Origin of the sequence: Parasediminibacterium schistidii (assembly GCF_046546515.1) — a bacterium.
Lineage (GTDB): Bacteria > Bacteroidota > Bacteroidia > Chitinophagales > Chitinophagaceae > Parasediminibacterium.
The window spans coordinates 1-21,255 of the sequence record NZ_JBKHKJ010000046.1 but is presented as its reverse complement, the minus strand read 5'-3'; the positions used below and the strand labels follow the sequence as shown (position 1 = coordinate 21,255).

Annotated in this window: 16 protein-coding genes and 1 pseudogene; 6 read left to right on the top strand and 11 right to left on the bottom strand. The window is 38.4% G+C overall.

All coding sequences use genetic code 11. From position 1 onward, the window contains the following. Positions 1-188: 188 nt before the first annotated feature. The 11 genes and pseudogenes from ACHFIY_RS18015 to ACHFIY_RS17965 all read right to left on the bottom strand — a co-directional run bounded on the left by ACHFIY_RS18015 (position 189) and on the right by ACHFIY_RS17965 (position 11,525). Positions 189-977: a PD-(D/E)XK nuclease family transposase gene (locus ACHFIY_RS18015; RefSeq protein WP_410847516.1), complete on the bottom strand. Its 789-nt coding sequence runs from the start codon at positions 975-977 to the stop codon at positions 189-191. A 195-nt stretch (positions 978-1,172) separates the two neighbouring features. Continuing rightward, complete coding sequence (locus ACHFIY_RS18010; RefSeq protein ID WP_410847515.1) at positions 1,173-2,348, bottom strand: tyrosine-type recombinase/integrase; 1,176 nt, start codon at positions 2,346-2,348, stop codon at positions 1,173-1,175. A 122-nt stretch (positions 2,349-2,470) separates the two neighbouring features. After that, the gene (locus tag ACHFIY_RS18005; protein ID WP_410847514.1) at positions 2,471-2,968 is read right to left on the bottom strand and encodes a DUF6398 domain-containing protein; all 498 of its coding nucleotides are present in this window, start codon (positions 2,966-2,968) and stop codon (positions 2,471-2,473) included. 926 nt (positions 2,969-3,894) lie between these two features. Beyond that, positions 3,895-4,503: a dihydrofolate reductase family protein gene (locus ACHFIY_RS18000; protein WP_410847513.1), complete on the bottom strand. Its 609-nt coding sequence runs from the start codon at positions 4,501-4,503 to the stop codon at positions 3,895-3,897. A 180-nt stretch (positions 4,504-4,683) separates the two neighbouring features. Next, positions 4,684-4,851: pseudogene (locus ACHFIY_RS17995) on the bottom strand (DUF433 domain-containing protein); the annotation flags it as partial. 374 nt (positions 4,852-5,225) lie between these two features. Further along, positions 5,226-5,396 carry a hypothetical protein gene (locus tag ACHFIY_RS17990; protein WP_410847512.1) on the bottom strand — a complete coding sequence of 57 codons (171 nt, stop codon included), beginning with the start codon at positions 5,394-5,396 and terminating at the stop codon, positions 5,226-5,228. Continuing rightward, positions 5,393-5,851 (bottom strand): DUF6934 family protein, encoded by a 459-nt coding sequence (locus ACHFIY_RS17985; RefSeq protein ID WP_410847511.1) that lies wholly within the window; start codon positions 5,849-5,851, stop codon positions 5,393-5,395. The genes ACHFIY_RS17990 and ACHFIY_RS17985 overlap by 4 nt, the downstream gene beginning before the upstream one ends. Positions 5,852-6,882: 1,031 nt before the next feature. Next, positions 6,883-7,149, bottom strand: a complete 267-nt coding sequence (locus ACHFIY_RS17980; RefSeq protein WP_410847510.1) for a hypothetical protein — start codon at positions 7,147-7,149, stop codon at positions 6,883-6,885. 116 nt (positions 7,150-7,265) lie between these two features. Next, the gene (locus ACHFIY_RS17975; protein ID WP_410847509.1) at positions 7,266-7,979 is read right to left on the bottom strand and encodes a hypothetical protein; all 714 of its coding nucleotides are present in this window, start codon (positions 7,977-7,979) and stop codon (positions 7,266-7,268) included. Positions 7,980-8,103: 124 nt separating this feature from the next. Further along, positions 8,104-10,452 carry a ribonucleoside-diphosphate reductase subunit alpha gene (locus ACHFIY_RS17970; RefSeq protein ID WP_410847508.1) on the bottom strand — a complete coding sequence of 783 codons (2,349 nt, stop codon included), beginning with the start codon at positions 10,450-10,452 and terminating at the stop codon, positions 8,104-8,106. Positions 10,453-10,553: 101 nt separating this feature from the next. Then, the gene (locus ACHFIY_RS17965) at positions 10,554-11,525 is read right to left on the bottom strand and encodes a ribonucleoside-diphosphate reductase small subunit (protein ID WP_410847507.1); all 972 of its coding nucleotides are present in this window, start codon (positions 11,523-11,525) and stop codon (positions 10,554-10,556) included. A 651-nt stretch (positions 11,526-12,176) separates the two neighbouring features. Here ACHFIY_RS17965 and ACHFIY_RS17960 point away from each other — a divergent pair. From ACHFIY_RS17960 to ACHFIY_RS17935, 6 genes are all read left to right on the top strand, one after another. Continuing rightward, on the top strand, positions 12,177-13,205 hold the full coding sequence (locus ACHFIY_RS17960; protein WP_410847506.1) for a FecR family protein: 1,029 nt from the start codon (positions 12,177-12,179) through the stop codon (positions 13,203-13,205). A gap of 169 nt (positions 13,206-13,374) precedes the next feature. Next, positions 13,375-16,806, top strand: coding sequence for a SusC/RagA family TonB-linked outer membrane protein (locus tag ACHFIY_RS17955; RefSeq protein ID WP_410847505.1), 3,432 nt, complete (start codon positions 13,375-13,377; stop codon positions 16,804-16,806). Between the two features lie 46 nt (positions 16,807-16,852). Further along, positions 16,853-18,322, top strand: a complete 1,470-nt coding sequence (locus tag ACHFIY_RS17950; protein ID WP_410847504.1) for a RagB/SusD family nutrient uptake outer membrane protein — start codon at positions 16,853-16,855, stop codon at positions 18,320-18,322. A gap of 98 nt (positions 18,323-18,420) precedes the next feature. After that, positions 18,421-19,617 (top strand): glycoside hydrolase family 88 protein, encoded by a 1,197-nt coding sequence (locus ACHFIY_RS17945; RefSeq protein ID WP_410847503.1) that lies wholly within the window; start codon positions 18,421-18,423, stop codon positions 19,615-19,617. Between the two features lie 178 nt (positions 19,618-19,795). Next, positions 19,796-20,818: a hypothetical protein gene (locus ACHFIY_RS17940; protein ID WP_410847502.1), complete on the top strand. Its 1,023-nt coding sequence runs from the start codon at positions 19,796-19,798 to the stop codon at positions 20,816-20,818. A gap of 60 nt (positions 20,819-20,878) precedes the next feature. Then, positions 20,879-21,238, top strand: coding sequence for a cupin domain-containing protein (locus tag ACHFIY_RS17935; RefSeq protein ID WP_410847501.1), 360 nt, complete (start codon positions 20,879-20,881; stop codon positions 21,236-21,238). Positions 21,239-21,255: the final 17 nt, after the last annotated feature.

The following is a 21,255-nucleotide window of genomic DNA, read 5'->3' as shown; positions in this document are numbered from 1 at the left end:
CGTCAAAAAATTACTGCCAACTCAAAAATATGCGAAAGTTTCATTTCAGCCAAAACTTTCGTATATTTTTTTAAATCATTGTTTCCCAATCTGTTGCATTGTATTACGCAAGTGGTTTTCGTATAATATATAGCTTCGCAAATACAATATATGCTTTGGGTTGTAGCGGACAGTTATTGTGTGAAGGCTTATTTTGGCATTTCTATTCTTAGTTTCTGAACTTCCTGAATAGGGATTTTTGTTATTTTAGAAATAGTTGAATCGTCTAAGCCTTCATTAATGCAATTTCTTGCAATTTCATAGTCCCTGTTAATTTTTATTCTATATTCTGCTTCCGACTGCAATGTGAGTATTTCACTAGCTTTCACATGCAAGCTGTCTAGATATCTGTTATAGCCATATTGGTCGCCAGCAGTAAGCCGCATAATGTCTAATACATCTCCTGCTTCTTTCAAGCCCTTTGCTTTGAAACTATCTTTTACTTCGCTGTTTTTTAAAAAATAAACCCATTCGTCTAATGTGTCTTTTGCATTGTCCTTAAATTGGTTCACCTTTATAAGATAGTATTCCGGAAAAATATCAGAAACCTTGTCTTTTAAAAATGTTTGTTTTTGCTTGTCCGACAGTGCTAATGTGTCTTTTTGATGCAAGCCCGTAAAATCTGTTTTCCCCTTGTAAATATAGTCTTGCCCTTGCCCAAGGTCGAAATAAACAATGTTAACAGAAATTACTTTTTTTATCTCGGCGTAATTTTGCCCGAGTCCTAAATTTTCTGTAATACTTTTTGAAACCCCATAAGCTATTCTATGGAAGTAGTCTATTTCATAAGTGTTTTGAATCTCTATTATGATTAACTCATTTTTTGAATTTTCAGTCAATATATAAACCCTGTTAAATTTGTCATCTTCATTTTCTTGGTTGCCTTCACTTTCTAAGATCCGCTGGATTTTTATATTGTCGAAAAGTAGCTCGCTCAAAAAAACCTTCAAGCACCACAAAGTTTCCTTTGTTTCTCAAAAGCCTTTTTATTGCCCAGTCGAAGCGTATTAATTTTTTGCTCATTTTTTAAACTCAAAGAGCAAATTTAGTGCATTTCCCTTTTTATGCTAATCTTTTAAGTTTCAAGGCTTGCGCCTAAAGTTTTATTGCTAATTAAAAATTGAAATGCCCTTTCAATCTAATACCAAATTGTCTAGCGGACTTATTATTTTCAAAAGGTCTTTATTGCTCGTGTGCAGGTAGCGCATGGTGGTTTTCAGGTCGTTGTGGCCTAGCAGTTTTTGTATCATGGTTACGTCGGTGCCTTTGTCTATCAGGTGGGTGGCAAAGCTATGCCGCAGGGCGTGTATGCTGCCAGGCTTTAGTATCCCTGCTTTTTCCTTTGCGGCGCTTAGTACTAGTTGCAGGCTGCGGCTGCTGTATGGCTCGCCGGGTGTTTGGCCTGTAAATAGGTAGCCGTTCCTCTCTGGTTTATATTGCCGCCAGTACTCCCGCAGCATCACTAGCAGCACGGGGCTTAGGCTTACCATCCTGTCTTTTTTGCCCTTGCCTTGCTCTATTTTTATGCACATCCTCTTGCTGTCTATGTTGTAGGTTTTTATGGCTACCACTTCGCTCACCCTTAGCCCGCTGCTGTAGGCAAGCATTAGCATGGCTTTGTGCTTTATGTTTGCCGTGCCTTTTAATATGCCTACTATCTCGTCTTGGCTAAAAAAATGGGGCAGCAAAAAAGGTTTCTTTGGCCGGGGTATCTCCCAGAAAAACTTTTCTTTGTGCAGCACCTGCTCATAGTAAAACTTTAATGCGTTCATCCTGCTGTGCAGGGTGTTTTCGCTTAGCCGTAGCACGCTAAAACAGTATTGCAAATAGTCTTTCACCCTTTGCGTGTTTAGGGTGTCTGCGTTTACTTTGCCTATGGTTTGCAAAAAAATGCCAAACTCGCTTTTGTAAGTGTGTATGGTGTTTTTGCTGTAGGCTTTCAGGGTTAGCTGCTGTATGTATTTTGCCAGTTGCGCCGCATTGTGGCTGCTTATGTTTTGTGGTTGTACTCTTTGCTGGTGTTGTATTATTTTTAATGGCTGTATTGATAGTGCTTTTTGTGCCGCTTGTGTTTGCTGGGGGGCTGGCAGGCGCAGGGCACTGGTATCTAAGGTGGCTATTTGGCTAGTGGCTGCCAAAACCTGGTGCAATATTGCCTTGTTCTTGGGTATGTGCCAGCCTTTGTGTGTGTTGCTATATTGCACGTTGCCCATTGCCCTGAACACTTTGTTCAAGGCACTACTGTATGGGCTGTGCAGCAAAATGCGCTCTTGGTTTTTGTGTTGTATGTATTGGCAGTTTATTACCATTTCAGTTTTTTTTACGGCTTCGCCACCCTCAGTTACAGTGTTGCAGCTAAGTAGTTGGTTTTATTTAATCTACTGCAATATAGGGTTTTGTTGAATTTGAAATTATTGTTGGATAAGATTTTTTATTGTGTGCCAAATGAAACGGCCAAGCCCTGTGCCCTTGCTAGCTTTGCAGCTTGTTGATATGGCTCGGGCAATGCATCTATTGGCACAATTAAGCCATTAAACATTACAAGGTTTGCAAAAGGGTTGTTTTCTGACATGTGCTTAGTTGAAAATTCTTTGTCCCAGGTGCGCAGTTTAAGAAGGTCCCTAATAATTTTTGACTTGCCGCTAGTGGTGGATTTTTTAGTACCGAAAAAATCGTTTAAATCGTCAATGGAAGCATAGGGTTCTGATGACTTGTCAAATAAAAAATTAATTGTGCCAAGTGCATGAATAACGGCTGCTGCCCATATTTGCGGTTGGCCTGTAATAAATGGCGGGTTTCTTTTGCGGCCTAGTTTTTTAACTAGCCTATCCGAAAGCTCATAATATTCATCGTTTAAGTGATTTGAGCAAAATTCTTTAACAAGGTCAAGAATTTGTTGCTGTTTGTCTTTTAAATCTTGCTTGTCCATATAATTAGGTGCTTTTAAATTTCATACTGTCCATTCAAATTTAGTATTTTTTCTATCAGCACTTGCTAGCCTGTGGATATTTACTTGGTATGCGCTTTGGTTTTGGATTAGGTAGCTATTTTATTTGAGCGAGTGTCAGTTACAAACTGGCGTATTTATCTTGGCACAAGTGACTAGCTAACTGAACACTTGTGCCAGAGGAATTATAAATTGGGTTAATTATTTTTGTTTAATTCTTTAAGCGCAAGAAAAAAACCTGTACCAAACAATAAAGTTACAAGCCCTGCGATATAGGGCATTAATTCAGTCATTTTTGTTCAGTTTTAATAGTTTTAAATATATTCCGAACCCCAGAATTGTAGGAACCCAAAGGCCAACATATATAGCATGTTGATACTCCTTACTGAACCATAATGTTTCTGAGAAAACAAGCGAGATTAGGGCAGCCACAAACAATAATTTGTCTGCCATGCTAAATTTATTAAACATAGTATTTTTTTATTTCCTACTCATGTGGCTTTTCGGATTCGCCCCGTTTTTTGAGATGGTATCTGATCTCCATACTGCAGTGTATAATAATAAACAGCATTCTATCGCAATTGTTTTGTTTAAGCTATAATAGTTTAACTATATACAATTTAGCTGTTGTTAATGCAACTAAATAGAGGATATTAGTATTTTTTATGTGCTATTTTGGTATGGCAGATTATAAATCTACAATTGTGGTTGTATTTACTAGCGAATGTTTTAGTTTGGGCTAGTGTAGCTATTTTATCTTTTCGAGTGCCAGTTATAAACTTGCTTATTTACCGCGGCACAAGTGACTAGCTAAAGCATTAGACTTAGACTAGTGCCGGACACGCAAATCACTAGATTTGCAAACGCTGCGACGTAGTCTGAGACTATGCCGAACGGGGTATTTCCCCCTAAATTTCAATGGTACCTGTCTTTACTTTTCCAGCCCGCTTGTAATTGACAATAATAACGCCACTGGGTGTAACGATACTGTCTATTAATGTAAATACTGCAGGAATTGTTCCTTTGTTAAAAAGCTTTTTTCCATTGCCGAGCGTTAAAGGATGTATTTTGAGTTTCAATTCGTCTGCAAGGTCATTTTTAAGCAGCAGTTGAACTAGTTCGCTGCTGCCCCAAACCTGAATATCAGGGCCTTTTGAATGTTTAAGCTTTTTGATGTCTGCCAGTGTTTTTAATACAACTGAATTTTTCCACCCGGTAATTACCGGATTCGACTTTTTCATCTTTTTGGAAAACACATATTTGGTGCCTTCATTAATACCCGGCCAAAAATCCCCATGGTCTGGCCAGTAGTTTGCCCATAGTTCAAATGTTTTTCTACCTAAAAGATAATCAGCAGGCTTTAGTTCTTCCTGTACCACTTTTTCATAAGCTTCGTCACCATACGGTTTCGTCCAACCGCCATATTTAAAACCGCCAGAAGTATCTTCCTTGGGTCCACCGGGTGCTTGCATCACCCCGTCTAATGTAATCATTGATAAAACAATTATTTTTCTCATGGTGCTGTATTTCAATATAAATATTGCTTACAAATACAACGCCAAGACAGTACAAATGTGATAAGTATTTTTAACCTGGATTTTGCTATCTATGCGAATGCCAGTTACAAACTGGCTTATTTATCTTGGCACAAGTGACCAGCTAAAGCTGAACACATGTGCCAGAGGGGCAGACTTTCGTCAAGCAAAATTTTCATGTAAGAATTTTTCAGTTGTCAGGGTTCGTTTTGCCATTTCCAAAACAGCAAGTGCAGCTTCTTTGGAAACCGAAGGAAAGTCATCTAGAAATTCAGTCAAGTCTTCGCCGCCTGCTATATAGTCAAATAGGTTTTGAACGGGTACACGTGTATCTACAAAACGGGTGTGCCACTCATTATTTCAGGATCAATACTTACTTGTCCGTATAACATCGTGCTTTATTTTATTGCAACCGAAGTTACAAAATTTCTGGTATAGTGGTCTATAGGAGTTATGCTGGCTTTTTGCTTTTTTATTAATCATGCCAGAAATGACGAGTGAGCAGAGCGGAGGGAACACGCCACAGGCGTGCACCAGCAGCAATAGTTTTTTGGCTCGTGCGGTAGCGGGGGAGTAGGCTAAGTATTTGGGTTTATATTACCTATTTTATATTGGCTTTATAACAAAAAATCGTTTGCTGTTACAACGGATTGAAATCCGTTGCTACAATATCGGCCGGACCTACGGCACTTGAACGGGAACCGTCATGAGTTGTGTTTCTTTCCTATAACCTCAGCAAAATTTGAGTTTTTAAGCATTTCATTTGCTTTTGCTAGTTTCTCTGGAAAAAGCACAACTTTATCATATTTATTTAAAGCAGGGTCAATTTTCACTGCTGGAACTTTTGTTTCATTTAATTCTAATATTGATTTCATATTTCAAATTTAGTATTTTTTCTGTGAATAGCAAAGGCCTGATAATCTTTGCCAAATTCATAACTTTCCCATTCATTTCTATATTCTCCCATAATTTCAAAGTCTGCAACTACAGTTTCATAGTACTTGTTTATACCCATTCTATAAAGCCGTGTCCTTGAGGCTGTTCTACCAGTTGCATAAATCCAACTATCAGGATAATGGTCTGCAAAAGCGTAAATGGCTGAAACCACGGTTGCCAAAACTTTCTCAGAATCGCCATTGTCTGTAACTACTTTGTCATCAATTTCACCTGTTATCAAATTTTTATCTCCAAAGGCAAGGTTGTAAAGATTGTTAAGGTTCATCTGCTGAAATTGAATAATTTTCAAGATTCGCCCTTTTCTACCTTCACTTAAAAACTCAAAAGTGGTTAAGTTTTGTCCTGCCGTTATTTCATATCTGTCGAGTACCATCTTTAAAAGTTAAGGCAATGTAGGTATTTCTAAGCGAATCCCAGGGCGAAAGTGATTCGAAGACTTGAGCGAAGGGAACACGCCACAGGCGTGCACCAGCAGCAATCTTTTTTTGTTACGTGCGCTAGCGGGGGATTAGGAAATCCCATTTATCTTTTTAGGCGAGATGCCCTTCGGAACATCTCGCCCAGCTGGAGTTAAGGAAAATTGAGGTGCATCAAAAAATAATGGGTGCATAAAAGTTTTTCGCTTTGTGGCGATATTCCCTAATCTTTAAAAACCTTATCTTTGTGCTAGAAATGCACTTGCTAAAACCCAGGCTAAATGTATTTTACAAGCTATCAACCAGTACTTGCACCAAAGTTGTTTTTTTATTAATATTAAGATTGTTTTAGGTTAAAAAATTAGCCTTGTATTGATGGCTGTAAAATACGCAAAAAATACGCACAAAATGAGCATAAAATACGCAAAAAGTATGCACGAATCACTCAAAAAATAAGCACAAAATAGGCACAAAATACGCATAAAATTTTGCCGTTATTGTTGATAATCAATGATTTAAAGGCGAGGGGACGATTTTTCGAAAAATCGCAAATAGGAAAAAAGACCGAAAATTGTCAAAACTGAAACTATTTTAATAAAAAACCCAGAAAAAGTAATAGTGTAGAAATTGTATAAGTGTTCTCGTTTTGCATCCCATCTTCTTGCCCGTGGGGTGTTTGTTCCGGCTTTTGGGATAAGTGGCGGGCAGGGTGGTACTAGGGTTTTTTTTCACTAAAAAGCGAAAAACTTTTATGCACCCAAAATAATGGTCAGTTCGTTATTAGTCAGAGACATAACAACGGCGAACAATAGAGCGAAGACCAAAAAGGGGCGAAAAACGATGGGGAGAGCTTAGCGGAGGGAACTCGCTACAGGCGTGCACCAGCAGCCATTTTTATTTGCGTGCGGTAGCGGGGAAGACCAACAGTGGCGGAAAAGAATAATTTAAAACATTCTTTTTTCTCCTGGTTAACGGTAGGATGTTGAAATTAAAAACAAAATGGTTCTTGAAACTTTTTTAAAACTGGTTCCATTAAAATTAAAATTTGGGGAACATCTCCAAATGCCCAAACCTCGAATTTCATTACTTTAAAATGATTGTCGTAATAAACTCCAATTATACCATCTTTATTATTATCAAAGACATTGGGATATACTGAATTATTTATTTCCTCAATAATTGCATTTTCATAATCAATGTGATTTTTCGTTTGTTGGTATATCTGATTTCCATTGTAGAAAAATGTAAAAGTCATAAGGTGAATTTTAAATTTGAATATCACTAGTGTTCACAGTAGGCTATCATATGGAATTAGGAAAGCTCCATTTATATGTTTAGACCTAGCACACTTTGGAACATTGGCTCAATGAACTACTTCAACATCTTTGGAAGCTTTAATCTTTTGAATTTATCTGAAGAGTAATCTTCCTTTATGTAACTTTCAAAAGTTTTACCATTTAACGCTAGAACTTCATTTAAAAAATTAATTTCAATTTCTGATTGCAATTTTTCCAATTCACTTAGGAATTGAGAAAAATCCACCATACATTTTTTCACAGCAACCGGATTAATTTTTGAAATAATAAGGCAATACTTAAATATATTGTCACTTATATGTGCACTTGTGTTATTTCGTAATTGCGCCATTTCTGAATCGTACTTATAAAGTCTTTTAAACTCCCGCAATTTGACTGAATGTTGCACATATAATTCGTATATATCTGGGTAACTCTTTTTTAAAACAGGACTAATAATTTTATTCTGCTTGTTATACGTGTTTATAAATTCATAGATAAGCAGTGAGCCTTGGCGAAAGTAATATGCCTTTTCCCATTTATTTTTCGTTAGCCTAATGTTTTTAATTATAGTTGCCAAGTCCATTTTTGCAATAATAATTGTTCCTTTTAAATTTAGCACTAGCTCATTATACAATATGCATCTTGCGACCGGATGGTCTGGAATATTCAAATCTAGTACGCTTTCTTTTAAAACACTATACCAGACAATAGATTCTCTAATCAATTCCAGCCTTTCTGTGTACGCTGGAATTATATCATTCAAATGCTTTGTTGTTGAATGTCTCATTTAGAGATATTAAGTAATTTACAATTTAATTAATGTCTAGGAATGGATTAATGAAACTTATACGAAGTATAAAAAAGGCAGCCTTCCTTGGAAAGCTGCCCTATAAAATTCAAAACTTAACCCCCTATGCACTACAAGCTTCGCAAGCATCCCTATTGTCTATAGAGCAGGCAATTTGTTCAGCTTGTTCGTTTTTGGTTTGGGTAAGCACGGCCGCATCTACGGTAAATTTGATGGCGTCGGCGGCGGCTTTGGTACGCAGGTAGTACATACCTGTTTTTAAGCCTTTTTTCCAGGTGTAGAAGTGCATGGAAGAAAGTTTGGCAAAATTAGGCTGCTCTACAAAAAGGTTCAGCGATTGTGACTGGCATACAAATGCGCCCCTGTCTGCTGCCATGTCTATAATGTTGCGCTGTTTTATTTCCCAAACGGTCTTGTATATTTCTTTTAGGTTGGCTGGTATTTCCTCAATGTTTTGTACGGAACCGTTGGCAGCAATAATGCGCTGTTTCATGTTGTCGTTCCACAAGCCTAGGTTTACCAAGTCTTTCAGCAGGTGCTTGTTCACCACTACAAACTCGCCACTCAATACACGGCGGTTGTATATGTTGGATGTATATGGTTCAAAACACTCGTTGTTACCTAAAATCTGTGAGGTAGAAGCCGTAGGCATCGGGGCTAGCAACAATGAGTTGCGTACACCTGTTGACATGATTTCTTTTCTTAGTGCATCCCAATCGTGGCGGCTGCTTGGTTGTACGTTCCACATATCGAACTGGAAGATGCCTTGGCTTAGCGGTGAGCCCTTGAAGGTTTCGTAAGCACCTACTTCTTTTGCCACTTCGTTTGAAGCTACCAACGCACCATAATAAATGGTTTCGAAGATGTTTTTGTTCAGCATTTTGGCCATATCGCTTTCAAAAGGAAGGCCAAGCAGCATAAAGGCATCAGCCAAACCTTGTACACCCAAACCAATAGGGCGGTGGCGGAAATTGCTGGTTTTTGTTTCAGGGATAGGGTAGTAGTTATTGTCTATAACTTTGTTTAGGTTGCGGGTAACAATCTTGGTTACTTCCAACAACTTGTCAAAATTGAACTTGTCGCCCTCTACAAAGCGTGGCAATGAAAGCGAGGCAAGGTTGCACACCGCTGTTTCGTTGGCATCGCTGTATTCTATAATTTCTGTGCACAGGTTGCTGCAACGGATAGTGCCCAGGTTTTTCTGGTTGCTTTTTTCGTTGGCGGCATCTTTATACAGCATATAAGGTGTACCTGTTTCTATCTGCGATTCTAGTATAGCGTTCCACAATTCACGGGCAGGGATGGTTTTCCTTGCTTTGCCTTCGGCTTCATATTGCTCGTACAAGGCTTCAAATTCTTTGCTGTGGGTGGTGTGCAGGTTGCTGGCTTCGTTGGGGCAGAATAAGCTCCATTGCCCATCATCTTCCACGCGTTTCATGAATAAATCAGGTATCCATAGGGCAAGGAACAAATCCCTTGCACGCATTTCTTCTTTGCCGTGGTTTTTACGCAAATCCAAAAACTCGAACACATCGGCGTGCCAAGGCTCTAGGTACACAGAGAAAGCGCCCTTGCGTTTTCCGCCGCCTTGATCCACATAGCGGGCGGTATCGTTAAACACCCTAAGCATTGGGATGATGCCGTTGGAAGTGCCATTGGTGCCTTTGATATAGCTACCCGTAGCACGGATATTGTGCACGTTTAGCCCTATGCCACCAGCGGACTGGGAAATCATGGCACAATCTTTCAGGGTGTCGTAAATGCCAGAAATGCTGTCTTCCTTCATGCTTAGCAAAAAACAACTGCTCATTTGTGGCTTAGGCGTACCCGCATTGAATAGGGTAGGGGTGGCATGGATAAACCATTTCTCGCTCATTAAATTGTAAGTCTCTATGGCGGCGGCAATATCATTTTTGTGAATGCCCAGGGAAACACGCATGAACAAATGCTGCGGGCGTTCCACAATTTTGCCATTTACCTTTAACAGGTAAGATTTTTCAAGGGTTTTAAAGCCGAAGAAATCGAAATGGTAGTCCCTTTCATAGATGATGGAAGCGTCTAGCACATCCTGATGCTCTTGTATGATGGCATAAATGTCATCTGCAATCAATGGTGCAGGCTCGTTTGTTTTGTCGTCAATATAGTTGTACAACAAACCAGCAGTCTCCGAAAAAGACTTAGCCGTGTTCTTGTGAAGATTAGACACGGTGATACGTGCAGCAAGTACCGCAAAATCGGGGTGCTTGGTGGTAAACGAGGCGGCAGTTTCTGCTGCCAAGTTGTCCAGCTCGGTAGTGGTTACATTGTTGTAGATGCCAATAATTACTTTTTTTGAAATCTCAATAATGTCTTCCCTTTTCAACTGTAAGCCGTAGCTCAGTTTCATGATTCGGGACGTGATCTTGTCAAAATGTACTGCCTCTTTTTTGCCGCTGCGCTTAATTACAAACATATATTATCAATTAGGAATTATCAATTAGGAATTAGGAATTGAGAAGAATTATCTATTGTGGGAAATGAATTCCTAATTGATAATTCGTAATTCCTAATTATTTAAAAGTCTTCGTCCATCGAAAATGCTTTTGAGGCACCTTCGTTCATTACCCCTGCTTTTTGGTATTCGCCCACCCTTTTTTCAAAGAAATTGGTTTTGCCTTGCAGGGAAATCAATTCCATGAAATCGAATGGGTTGGTGGCGTTATATACCTTGTTGCATCCTAAGGCCAACAACAAACGATCTGCCACAAACTCAATGTATAGGCACATCAAATCTGAGTTCATGCCTATGAGCCCTACAGGTAAGGCACTGCTTACAAATTCTTTTTCTATCTCTACCGCATCTTTAATAATCTGTGTTACCGTGTCTTTCGGTAACTGATGTTGTAGGTGCTGTGTATATAGCAAACAGGCAAAGTCGCAGTGCAGGCCTTCGTCACGGCTTATTAATTCGTTTGCGAAACTTAAACCCGGCATCAAGCCCCTTTTCTTTAGCCAAAAAATGGAGCAGAAGCTACCGCTAAAGAAAATGCCTTCTACTGCTGCAAAAGCTACCAAGCGTTCGGCGAAGCTGCCCTTGTCTATCCAGCGCAATGCCCATTGTGCTTTTTTTTGAACGCAATCAATGGTGTCGATAGCCCTTAGCAGCCTGTCTTTTTCTACTACATCTTTTATGTAGGTATCAATCAATAGCGAATATGCCTCGCTGTGAATATTTTCTATCATTACCTGGAAGCCATACATGCAGCGGGCTTCAGGGTATTGTACTTCTTTTAAGAAATTTACAGCCAAGTTTTCATTCACAATGCCATCGCTGGCAGCGAAAAAAGCCAGTACATGTTTAATGAAAAAACGCTCGTCTTCGCTCAGCTTATTGGCCCAATCATGCAAATCTGGCGTAAGGTCTATTTCCTCTGCTGTCCAAAAGCTGGCTTCGGCCTGCTTGTACATTTTCCATATATCCTGATGGGTAATAGGGAACAAAACAAAGCGGTCTTTATTATCCTGTAAAATGGGCTCATTTTGCATAAATTTAACCAGTTGCTGCTTTTTTAAAAAACCCCATCTATCCTAACACCTTGATTTTCAACATGGTGTTTTTGTAACCCTTCGAGCAGTATATGGGGTACTATCCTGCTGGGGAACACAATAATACAAACCCCTTCAACAATATTTGGCTAATGTTTTTCACAGGGTGTTTACAAAGTGCTGGAAGCCTTTGCAGCAAAAGGTTTGGGCTAAAAAGAAAAAAATGAATAATATTTTATGTGAAAAGTTCTATCCATTTGTTATGTAATTATTTTTTTGCAGATTTAGGGATAAATATAATTTATGTATAAATAATATTATATGAAATAATGAGCTGCGTTCATTATTTGGTACCAATCACTTTAGCATCCGTTACTCAGGTTTTTCCACATTTGCCAAAAAAATCACCACTTATGCTCAATAGGCATATAGATTTGAAAAGAATAATAGGGCATTTAGGTAGATGAGGACATATCAGGCTTTAGCCGTGAACAATATATTACTAGCATTGTGGAAAGTTATTTTGAAACCATTACTATATGGCGAGTAGTAACATTTAGTAGGGAGGATGCGTGTTACCAAAAAAAAATTCTCTCATTAATAGTACTCCCACTTTATTTCTTCGTCTATATTGCAGACACAAATAGTTATATGTCACATAACCCCCTGCGATTACAATTATTATTGAAAAAATATTTGGAGAGTTCCATCTCGAAAGAGGAACTCAACGAGTTTTGGCTGCTCCTATCCGATTTGTCTGAAAATGATTTGGTAGAAGCCGAATTGGAAGAAATGTGGAAATATGAATCTGATGCAACCAAAGGCAATGATTGGGACAATGTATATGCCACCATAAAAAACAGGATAGCCGAAAATGAAATTGATTTTGGCAAGGTGAGCAGGGCTCCTGTTTTGAGGTTGTGGCGGCCTTTGGCTGTTGCTGCTGTTCTGTTATCTGCCATTGCCACCACTTATCTTTTGTTGCCAACCCGAGGTTCGGATAATAAAACAATTGCGAAGGTTGACATACTTCCAATTAAAAATAAGATTGCGCATCAGGTAATCAATTTGCCCGATGGGAGTGTTGTAACGCTTAACCATGACTCTAAATTAGATTACCCAGCTGCGTTCGATGGTAATACCAGGGAGGTTTATTTAACAGGCGAAGCATTTTTTGATATTAAGCATGACAATAAAAAACCATTTATTGTGCATACTGGCAAATATTATACACAAGTACTTGGTACTGCTTTTAACATAAAAGCCTATAGCGAGGACAAACAAATTTTAGTAACCGTTACTAGGGGGAAGGTAAAAGTGGAAAAACAGGATGGGAAAAAATTGGTTTCTTATATCCTTCCTGGCGAGCAAGTGAAAATTGTTGATAGTATTGCTACCCATATTGCACCTGTAAAAGTGGATGTAAAGAAGATATTGGAATGGAAAAAAGAAGAGCTTGTGTTTGACAATACTACATTTGATGAGGCTAATATAATATTGAACAATTCTTTTGGCGTTAAACTTAAATTGAAGAACCCTTCTTTAAAAAATTGTAAGTTCTCTGGAAAATTTAAAAATGACAATCTTGAGAAAATATTAAAAATTATTACTGAACTTACAAAAACCACTTATCGTATCGAAAACAATATCGTATGGATTAGCGGTAGCGGATGTAAATAAGGTATAGGTCAAAAAAATAGCCACCCTAACTGCGAATTAGGTGTGGCCTGTGTTTAATAAATGATTGCGAATCACAAAAAAACTTTGTAAAAGTATGGAATTTCTTGCCATGGCTCTGCGTTGCTGCTTGCCATTAAAAACGGTTGTGTCATTAAAATTGTTGCCCTTTATGAGATTGAGTTTCCTCACAATTGCAGTGGTTGCCTGTAGTGGGCAGTTGTTGTTTGCATCACCTTCCAAATCACAAGTATTTGAAAACACTAAAGTTACTATTGTATCAAAAAAATCGACCCTGAAAAATGTCATTTCCGATATTGAAAAGCAAACACCTTTCCGGTTTGCTTATATAGAGGCGGAGTTGGACACGGCAAGAAGGGTAGATTTTTACATGGTAGATGAATACCTGCCTGCATGCCTGTTTAAAATATTGGAAGGCACAGACATAAATTACCACTTAGTGGATAATAGTGTTATTGTTTTAAAAAAAATGGTGCCTCCTCCTGCTTTGCCAGAAAAAAAAGAGAGCCCTAAAACAATCCCACTGCCGGACTTAATAGTTATAGGAACTGTAAAAGACGATAGAAATAATCCTTTAGCAGGCGTAACTGTTACAGAGCGTGGTACCACAAACGCAACACAAACCGATAGTAAAGGCAACTATAAATTAAAAGTAAGAAACACCAAGTCTACACTTGTATTCAGCTATATAGGCTTTAGCGACCAATTGGCTATCATTGGTGACAAAAAGGAAGTAAGCATTACATTAAAATCTACAGCTAGAGCATTAGACAGTGTAGTTGTTATTGGCTATGGCACAGCAAAGAGAAAAGATGTTACTGGTGCTATTGCTTCTATTAAAGCGGCAGAGCTAGAAGGGCAGCAATTAAACAATATACAGCAAGCCCTGCAAGGCCGGGTGGCAGGTTTGCAAATGACTACCGGCGATGCTACGCCTGGTTCTTCGCCATCTATAAGGATTAGGGGCGTTGGTTCTTTAGGCACTTCTAGCGAACCCCTTTTTGTAGTTGATGGCTATCCTAGCAATGATGACCTTACAACGATTAATCCTAACGATATAGAATCGATTGATGTATTAAAAGATGCATCTGCCACTGCTATCTATGGTTCTAGGGGTGCTAACGGTGTTATTCTCATTACCACAAAAAAAGGTAAGTCTGGCAGGTTTAATGTGGATGTGGATGTTTATACTGGTAGTTCTGCTTTAAGAAAGAAATTAGACTTGATGAACGCAGTGGAATATGCCACCTACCGCAACCAAATAAGTACTGGAGCACCATTTGCTACGGAAGATAGGTTAAAATATTACTCAACACATAGCACTGATTGGCAGGATGCATTGTTTAAGTCAGCACAAGTAACAAGTGCAAATATCAGCATGAGTGGTGGTGATGACAAAACCAAATACCTTATTAGTGCTGGTTATTTAAAGCAGGAGGGAATTGTTTTAAATACGGGTTTTGAAAGAGGTACATTTAGGATCAATTTTGATAAAACATTAAATAAGAAACTAAAATTCAATTTGATAACTACGCTTGCAAAGACTTTTAATAACCGTACATTAGTAAATACGGCAGGTGGTACTTCTGGGGGAGTGGTATTGAACATGCTACGGATGAACCCTTGCTCACCTATTTATGATTCCTTAGGGAATTTGATACTCAAAAATTACAATGTAGCTGATGTTGGAAATGCTACTGGGATTGATGTGGTAGGTAACCCCGTAGCTTATGCGTTAAAAAACATAGATGACAACAATGTACTAAGGGGCCAGTTAAATACCTCATTGGAATATGAAATTATTCCCGGGTTGAAAGCAAAAGTATTGCTTGGCGGGCAGTACAGTAGTGCTTGGCGGAATGCGTACACCCCAAGTGATTTGTATGAACAACAATTTATTGGCGGTGCTGCAACTAAAAGCACCACTTTACGATACGATTGGATAAATGAGGATTACCTAACATACACAAAAAACTTTAATAGCAAAACGGCTATCAATGCGCTGTTAGGTACTTCCTTTCAAATGTTTAAAGTTGATCAGGCCTCTGCCAATGCTACACAATTCTTCACTAATGAATTTACTTATAATTCATTAGGTGCTGGCACTTCACAGACAAACACTTCTGGTGCTAGCAAAAACCAGTTGCAGTCTTTTTATGGAAGGGTGAACGTGAAGTTAATCGGCAAATTGAATATTACCGCTTCCCTTCGGGCTGATGGATCCAGTAAATTCGGTGAGAACCATAAGTATGGTTATTTCCCTTCTACTGCGGTGGCTTACAACCTAGAAGAAGAAAGGTTTATAAAGAAATTAAAGATAGTAAACAGTTTCAAAGTAAGGGCAGGTTATGGCATTACGGGCAATCAGGAAATTAACCCTTACCTATCACCGTTTATTTTTCAACTAGCATCAACAGGCCCAACGGGTGACGCAAGTGGTTCTTCTGGCAAGAGTACATTTGGCGGGAGTTATAACCAAGTAGCTTTATCAGCAAATACGCCTGCAAACCCTAGTTTGCAATGGGAACAAACGGGTTCTTTTAATACAGGAACGGATATTTCTATACTTAATAACAAAATATCACTTACGGCTGATTATTATATTAAAACAACCAATAAGTTATTGTGGAAAGTTCCAGTTCCCGTTACTAGTGGGTTTACTGGCGTTCAAGCAAATGTTGGAAGTATAGAAAACAAAGGATTCGAGTTGGCATTGAATACTAGGCAATTGGATGGCAATAAATATAAGTGGAATACAACTATCACTTTTGCCCAAAATAAGAATAATGTGTTGAGTCTTGGTACCCAATCCACTTTTCCTTATGGACAACAACTAGGTCTTCAAGCAGCAGGGGGATTGCTTACTTATCCAAATATCATACTAATACAACCAGGCTTGCCCATTGGTACTTTTCTTGGATTTCAAGCGGATGGTATTTGGCAAACCCAAGATGAAATTGACAAGAGTAATTTTACTACTGAATACAAGAAGCTTCAATCTCCTGGCAGGGTAAAATATGTTGATAAAAATGGTGATGGTATTATCAATGCAGATGATAGGGAAGTAATTGGGAATGCCAACCCGAAATTTACATATGGATTTATTAATAACTTTAGTTATAAAGGATTTGATTTGACTGTTTTTTTTCAGGGTCAACAGGGGAATAGGGTACTGAATATGAATAAAGGATATACATTGTTAAATTTCAGTTCTAATAAATTGAGGGATGTAGAAAATAGATGGACTGGTCCTGGCACAAGCAACACTTTAACAAAAGGTGGACAGTTAGGGGAAGGTAGCCGATTACTAGATCAGACCATATTGGAAGATGCAAGTTATTTAAGGCTAAAATCTATTACCTTAAATTACAATGTACCTCCAAAAACGGGTTTTATACAACGTGCAGGCATAAAATCACTTAGGGTGTACGTTACAGGTACAAACTTGTTGACAGTTACTAAATACTCTGGATACGACCCAGAAGTGGGTTCTTATAACAACAATCCTTTTGCACAAGGCATCGATTATGGGGCTTATCCAACTACTAAATCAATTATAGTAGGTGTAAAAATTGGATTATAATTATTAAAAAAACTTTTATAACTATACGATTGATATGAATAAAAATATGTTAATAATACTACTGGCAGTAATAGTAGTAGCGAGCAGTTGCAAAAAAAATTTGAATGAACAGCTTTATAGTCAAATACCTGCAACCAACTTCCCAAAAACTGCGGGCGATTTAAGGGCATTGTGCAATGGTCTTTATGATTTAATGGACAATAACGATTTTTATGGGTTTACACACTTTTTATTGGAGGATATGGAAAGCGACCAAGCTATTCCTACGGGTTATCAACCAGGTTTCACTGGGGCTCGTTATGAAATAGAAGGTTTATACGTTACCACTGGCAATTCAGAAATACTCAAATGGTGGCAAAGGAGTTATGTAAATATTGGCAGAGCCAACAATATTCTGTCCCTTGCACCGGGTGTACCCATTAGCGATAATTTAAAAGCTCCGTATATTGCCGAAGCAAAATTTATCCGTGCACTGATGTATTTTCAGCTTACTAAGTTTTTTGGTGATGTGCCATTGATTACAAAATATATTCCTATCACAGATTCTATACTCGCATTTAAGCCGAGCAGGACATCCCAGCAACAAGTGTACCAGCAAATAGTAAATGATTTGCTAGATGGAGAGTTAGACTTGCCATCTGAAGATCAAATACCTGCTACCTACAAAGGGCTGCCTAGCAATGGTGCAGCTTCTGCCTTGCTAGCCAAAGTATATTTAACAAGGGCTTACTTGCCTTTTGCAGAAACTGCCGATTTTCAAAATGCAGCATTAGAGTGCCAAAAGGTAATTAGTAACCCCAATTATGCATTGTTGCCAGCATTTAAAGATGTTTTTGACGTAGATAAGAAAAATGGTAAGGAGCATATCTTTTCTATTCAATTTGGTGCGTCGCCAAATATAACTAGTACAAAAGTTGCCTTTCTTGCACCGCCTCAAATTTATGGAGCGCGTTCTTTTGGTAGTTTGCAAGCAGAAAGAACTTTTTACAACAGTTTTGCCGCCGACGATACCATACGTAGGAATAATACTTTTTTTGACAAAGGCGTGGATCTAAATGGAAAAAAATATAACTATGTAAGTACACCTACTGGCCTGCCATTTTGTGGAAAATGGAAAGACATTATTACTTTAACGACTTCAAACGACAGGACAAATTATATTGTACTAAGGTTAGCAGACATATTGCTGATGCAATCAGAAGCACTAAATAGGATTAACCCCTTTGACCCAAATAAATATGCTGGAATAGATAGTGTACGCAGGCGTGCAGGCCTACAGAATTTGCCATTTATAGATAATGTAGTAGATTTTGAAACAGCAATTTCAAACGAACGTGGATGGGAATTGGCATTTGAAGGTCAACGTAGGGATGATTTAATTAGGCTTGGCAGGTTTGTAAGCACCATGATAGCTGCTGGCAAAACGAACGCAAATGATGATTACAAATACTATCCTATACCCCTAATAGAAATTGATTTGAACCCCAACCTCAAGCCCCAAAATCATGGGTTTTAAAGATAAATAAGTAACAATTTTTTCATAGTATACAACAAGCAATCGTTAGGACGCCTTACATTTTTATGTAGGGCTTTTTTTAAAAATAAATAGTAAGTATGATCAAAAAAATTATTAGTATATCCGTTTGTTTGCTTTTATTGATGACTATTTCAGTGAAAGCCCAAGAAAGCGTCAACCTACAAAAAGCTTTTAAACAGGCGGAAATCCAATATTTGGGTATGCTAAAGTCGCATCCTGATTTAACCAAATTCCCACAATCAAGCAATGCAGACGGCACACCGAGGGATATGCCACCAAAATGGTGGTGCAGCGGCTTTTTTCCTGGTTCTTTGTGGTATTTGTATGAATTTACAAAAGATACTACTTGGGGAAATGAGGCCAATAAATGGACAATGGCTTTGGAAAATGAGCAATACAACTCTTCCGACCACGATTTAGGTTTCAAGCTATACTGCTCTTTTGGCAATGGGTATAGGCTTACCAAAAACGAGGCGTACAAAAATATTATGCTTACGGGGGCAAAGTCGCTTGCTAGCCGCTATGACCCTAAAGTAGGACTGATCAAGTCTTGGAATAGTTTTCAGAAAATATATAATTATCCAGTTATCATAGACAATATGATGAACTTGGAGTTTCTGCTTTGGGCAGCAAAAGCTAGTGGCAACAAAACATATTACAATATCTGTATCTCCCATGCCGACAAAACACTTAAAAACCATTTTAGGAAAGACAATAGCAGTTACCATGTTGTTTGCTACGACTCGGTGGGCAATGCCATAGCCAAAAAAACACATCAAGGCACCAATGATTCATCTGCATGGGCAAGGGGGCAAACTTGGGGTTTGTATGGTTTTACGGTGATGTACCGGGAAACCAAAAAGACCGAATACCTCCAAAAAGCAAGGTCAATAGCAGATTTTTACCTGAACCATCCCAATTTACCTAAAGACAAAGTACCTTATTGGGATTTTAATGCGCCAGGCATTCCCAATGCTCCTCGTGATGCTTCTGCTGCTGCCGTGGCTGCTTCTGGCCTGATAGAATTGTCCACTTATCTTGGCAAGGATGGCAATAAATACTTTGATGCGGCCGAAAAAATGCTGGTGAGCTTGACTAATGAACCTTACTTAGCAAAAGTGGGTAGCAACAATCATTTTATATTAACCCAGTGCGTAGGTAACTATCCCGAACATTCAGAAATAAATACACCGCTTGTGTATGCGGATTATTATTTCTTGGAAGCACTGCTGCGTTATCAAAAAATTAAAAATAAAAGAAAGTCAAAAATCTAGTACTACTCACCATATCGAACATTTTTTTTAGCCACAAAGCCACAAAAACACGAATAAACACGAAGGTTAAATGTTATTGGTAACTTAATTTATCTTCCATCTTTACCCTTAAAACCTTGTGCCTTTGTTGCAGATTAACCAAAATTATACCTATAAAGTAAAATATAAATATAACAAAATGGCAAAAAAAAAATCAAAAAGGCTATTGTTTACTTCTATAGTAATGGTGCCTCTTTTTTTCACCCATTGCAGCCATAAGGTATATGATGCTGCCAAGAGCGACGCTATTGATTTGGATAGCTTTAAGCGCGTATTGCCGTTGGTTTTTAACTCTGGTTTTGAACTGGGAACAGAACTGTATACTCATACTCCACAGATGGATTGGATAAAAGGGGTAGTCCATACGGTGCAGCCACCTAATGACTGGGAACCCGATATACATAATAAAAATGGCTTGGGCGAGTTTCGTATATATTACGAAGGTGGAACCCGTGCCCTGCGTGAAGCAAAAATTGTGAAAGACCCGCTTGATGCCACTAACAATGTGCTGATGTTCCATATTGCAAAACCAAATGTTTTCCTGCCTAGCGGCGAAATAAAGGGAAGGGTGCAGGCTGATTTATATAGCAATAAGGATTTGAAAGAGTTTTTTCAGTCTGAAAGGTTATTGCTTCCCAATGATTTTAATAAACTAGTGGCTGGAACAAGGCCAGGCGAAGGGGATTGGCTCACTTTAGATGAGATTTGGAATGATGAGCAGTGGACAGGCAAATCAAAATACCCTTTTCGTATCAGCATGGGTTTGAAGAAGAAGGATATGGGTATAGAAGGGTCTAAATTAGTGTTTAGGGTAGAAGCGCAGACCTACTCTTACGAGACACATAAATTCAGCAAGTATTGGGAACATGAAGCCGATGATTTTGATTTGCCTATTGGCAAATGGATGACATTGGATATTTATTTTAAAGAAGGCAATATCAACAATGGCCGCTTTTACCTTGCGGCAACTGTTGATGGCAAAAAAAATGTGCTTTTCAACATTACCGATTATACCCATCACCCTAATAACCCAAATCCAGACGGGGTGTCGGAATACAACCCGCTTAAATTTTACACTTCAGGCAAATTGGTGGACTACATGAACGAGCAGGGTGGGGAAATGAAAATTTATTGGGACGATTTTAAATTCTGGAAAAAATGATTTGTTAGGCAAGTGAATCTTATTTAATGGCTTAAATAGCATAAATCTTTTAAAGCAATTATGGACAAAGTAAATATTGAGCAAAAACTCTCCTTGTTCAGCGACTATTGGAACCCAAGAACAGTTGGTGAATTGAACGGTCAACATGTGAAACTGGTAAGGTTACTAGGTGAGTTTGTGTGGCATAAGCATGACTTGGAAGATGAGCTTTTTTATGTTGTATCAGGTGTTTTGCAAATGCACTTCAGGGATAAAGTGGTAACAATAAATGAAAATGAATTTTTAATAGTTCCCAAAGGCATAGAACATAAGCCTGTGGCAGAGCAGGAGGTAGCGGTGATGTTGTTTGAGCCTGCCACTACTTTAAACACTGGTGATACCATCGGCGATTTGACAAGGGAGAAACTGGAAACAATATAAAATGAAATTAGTGCAAC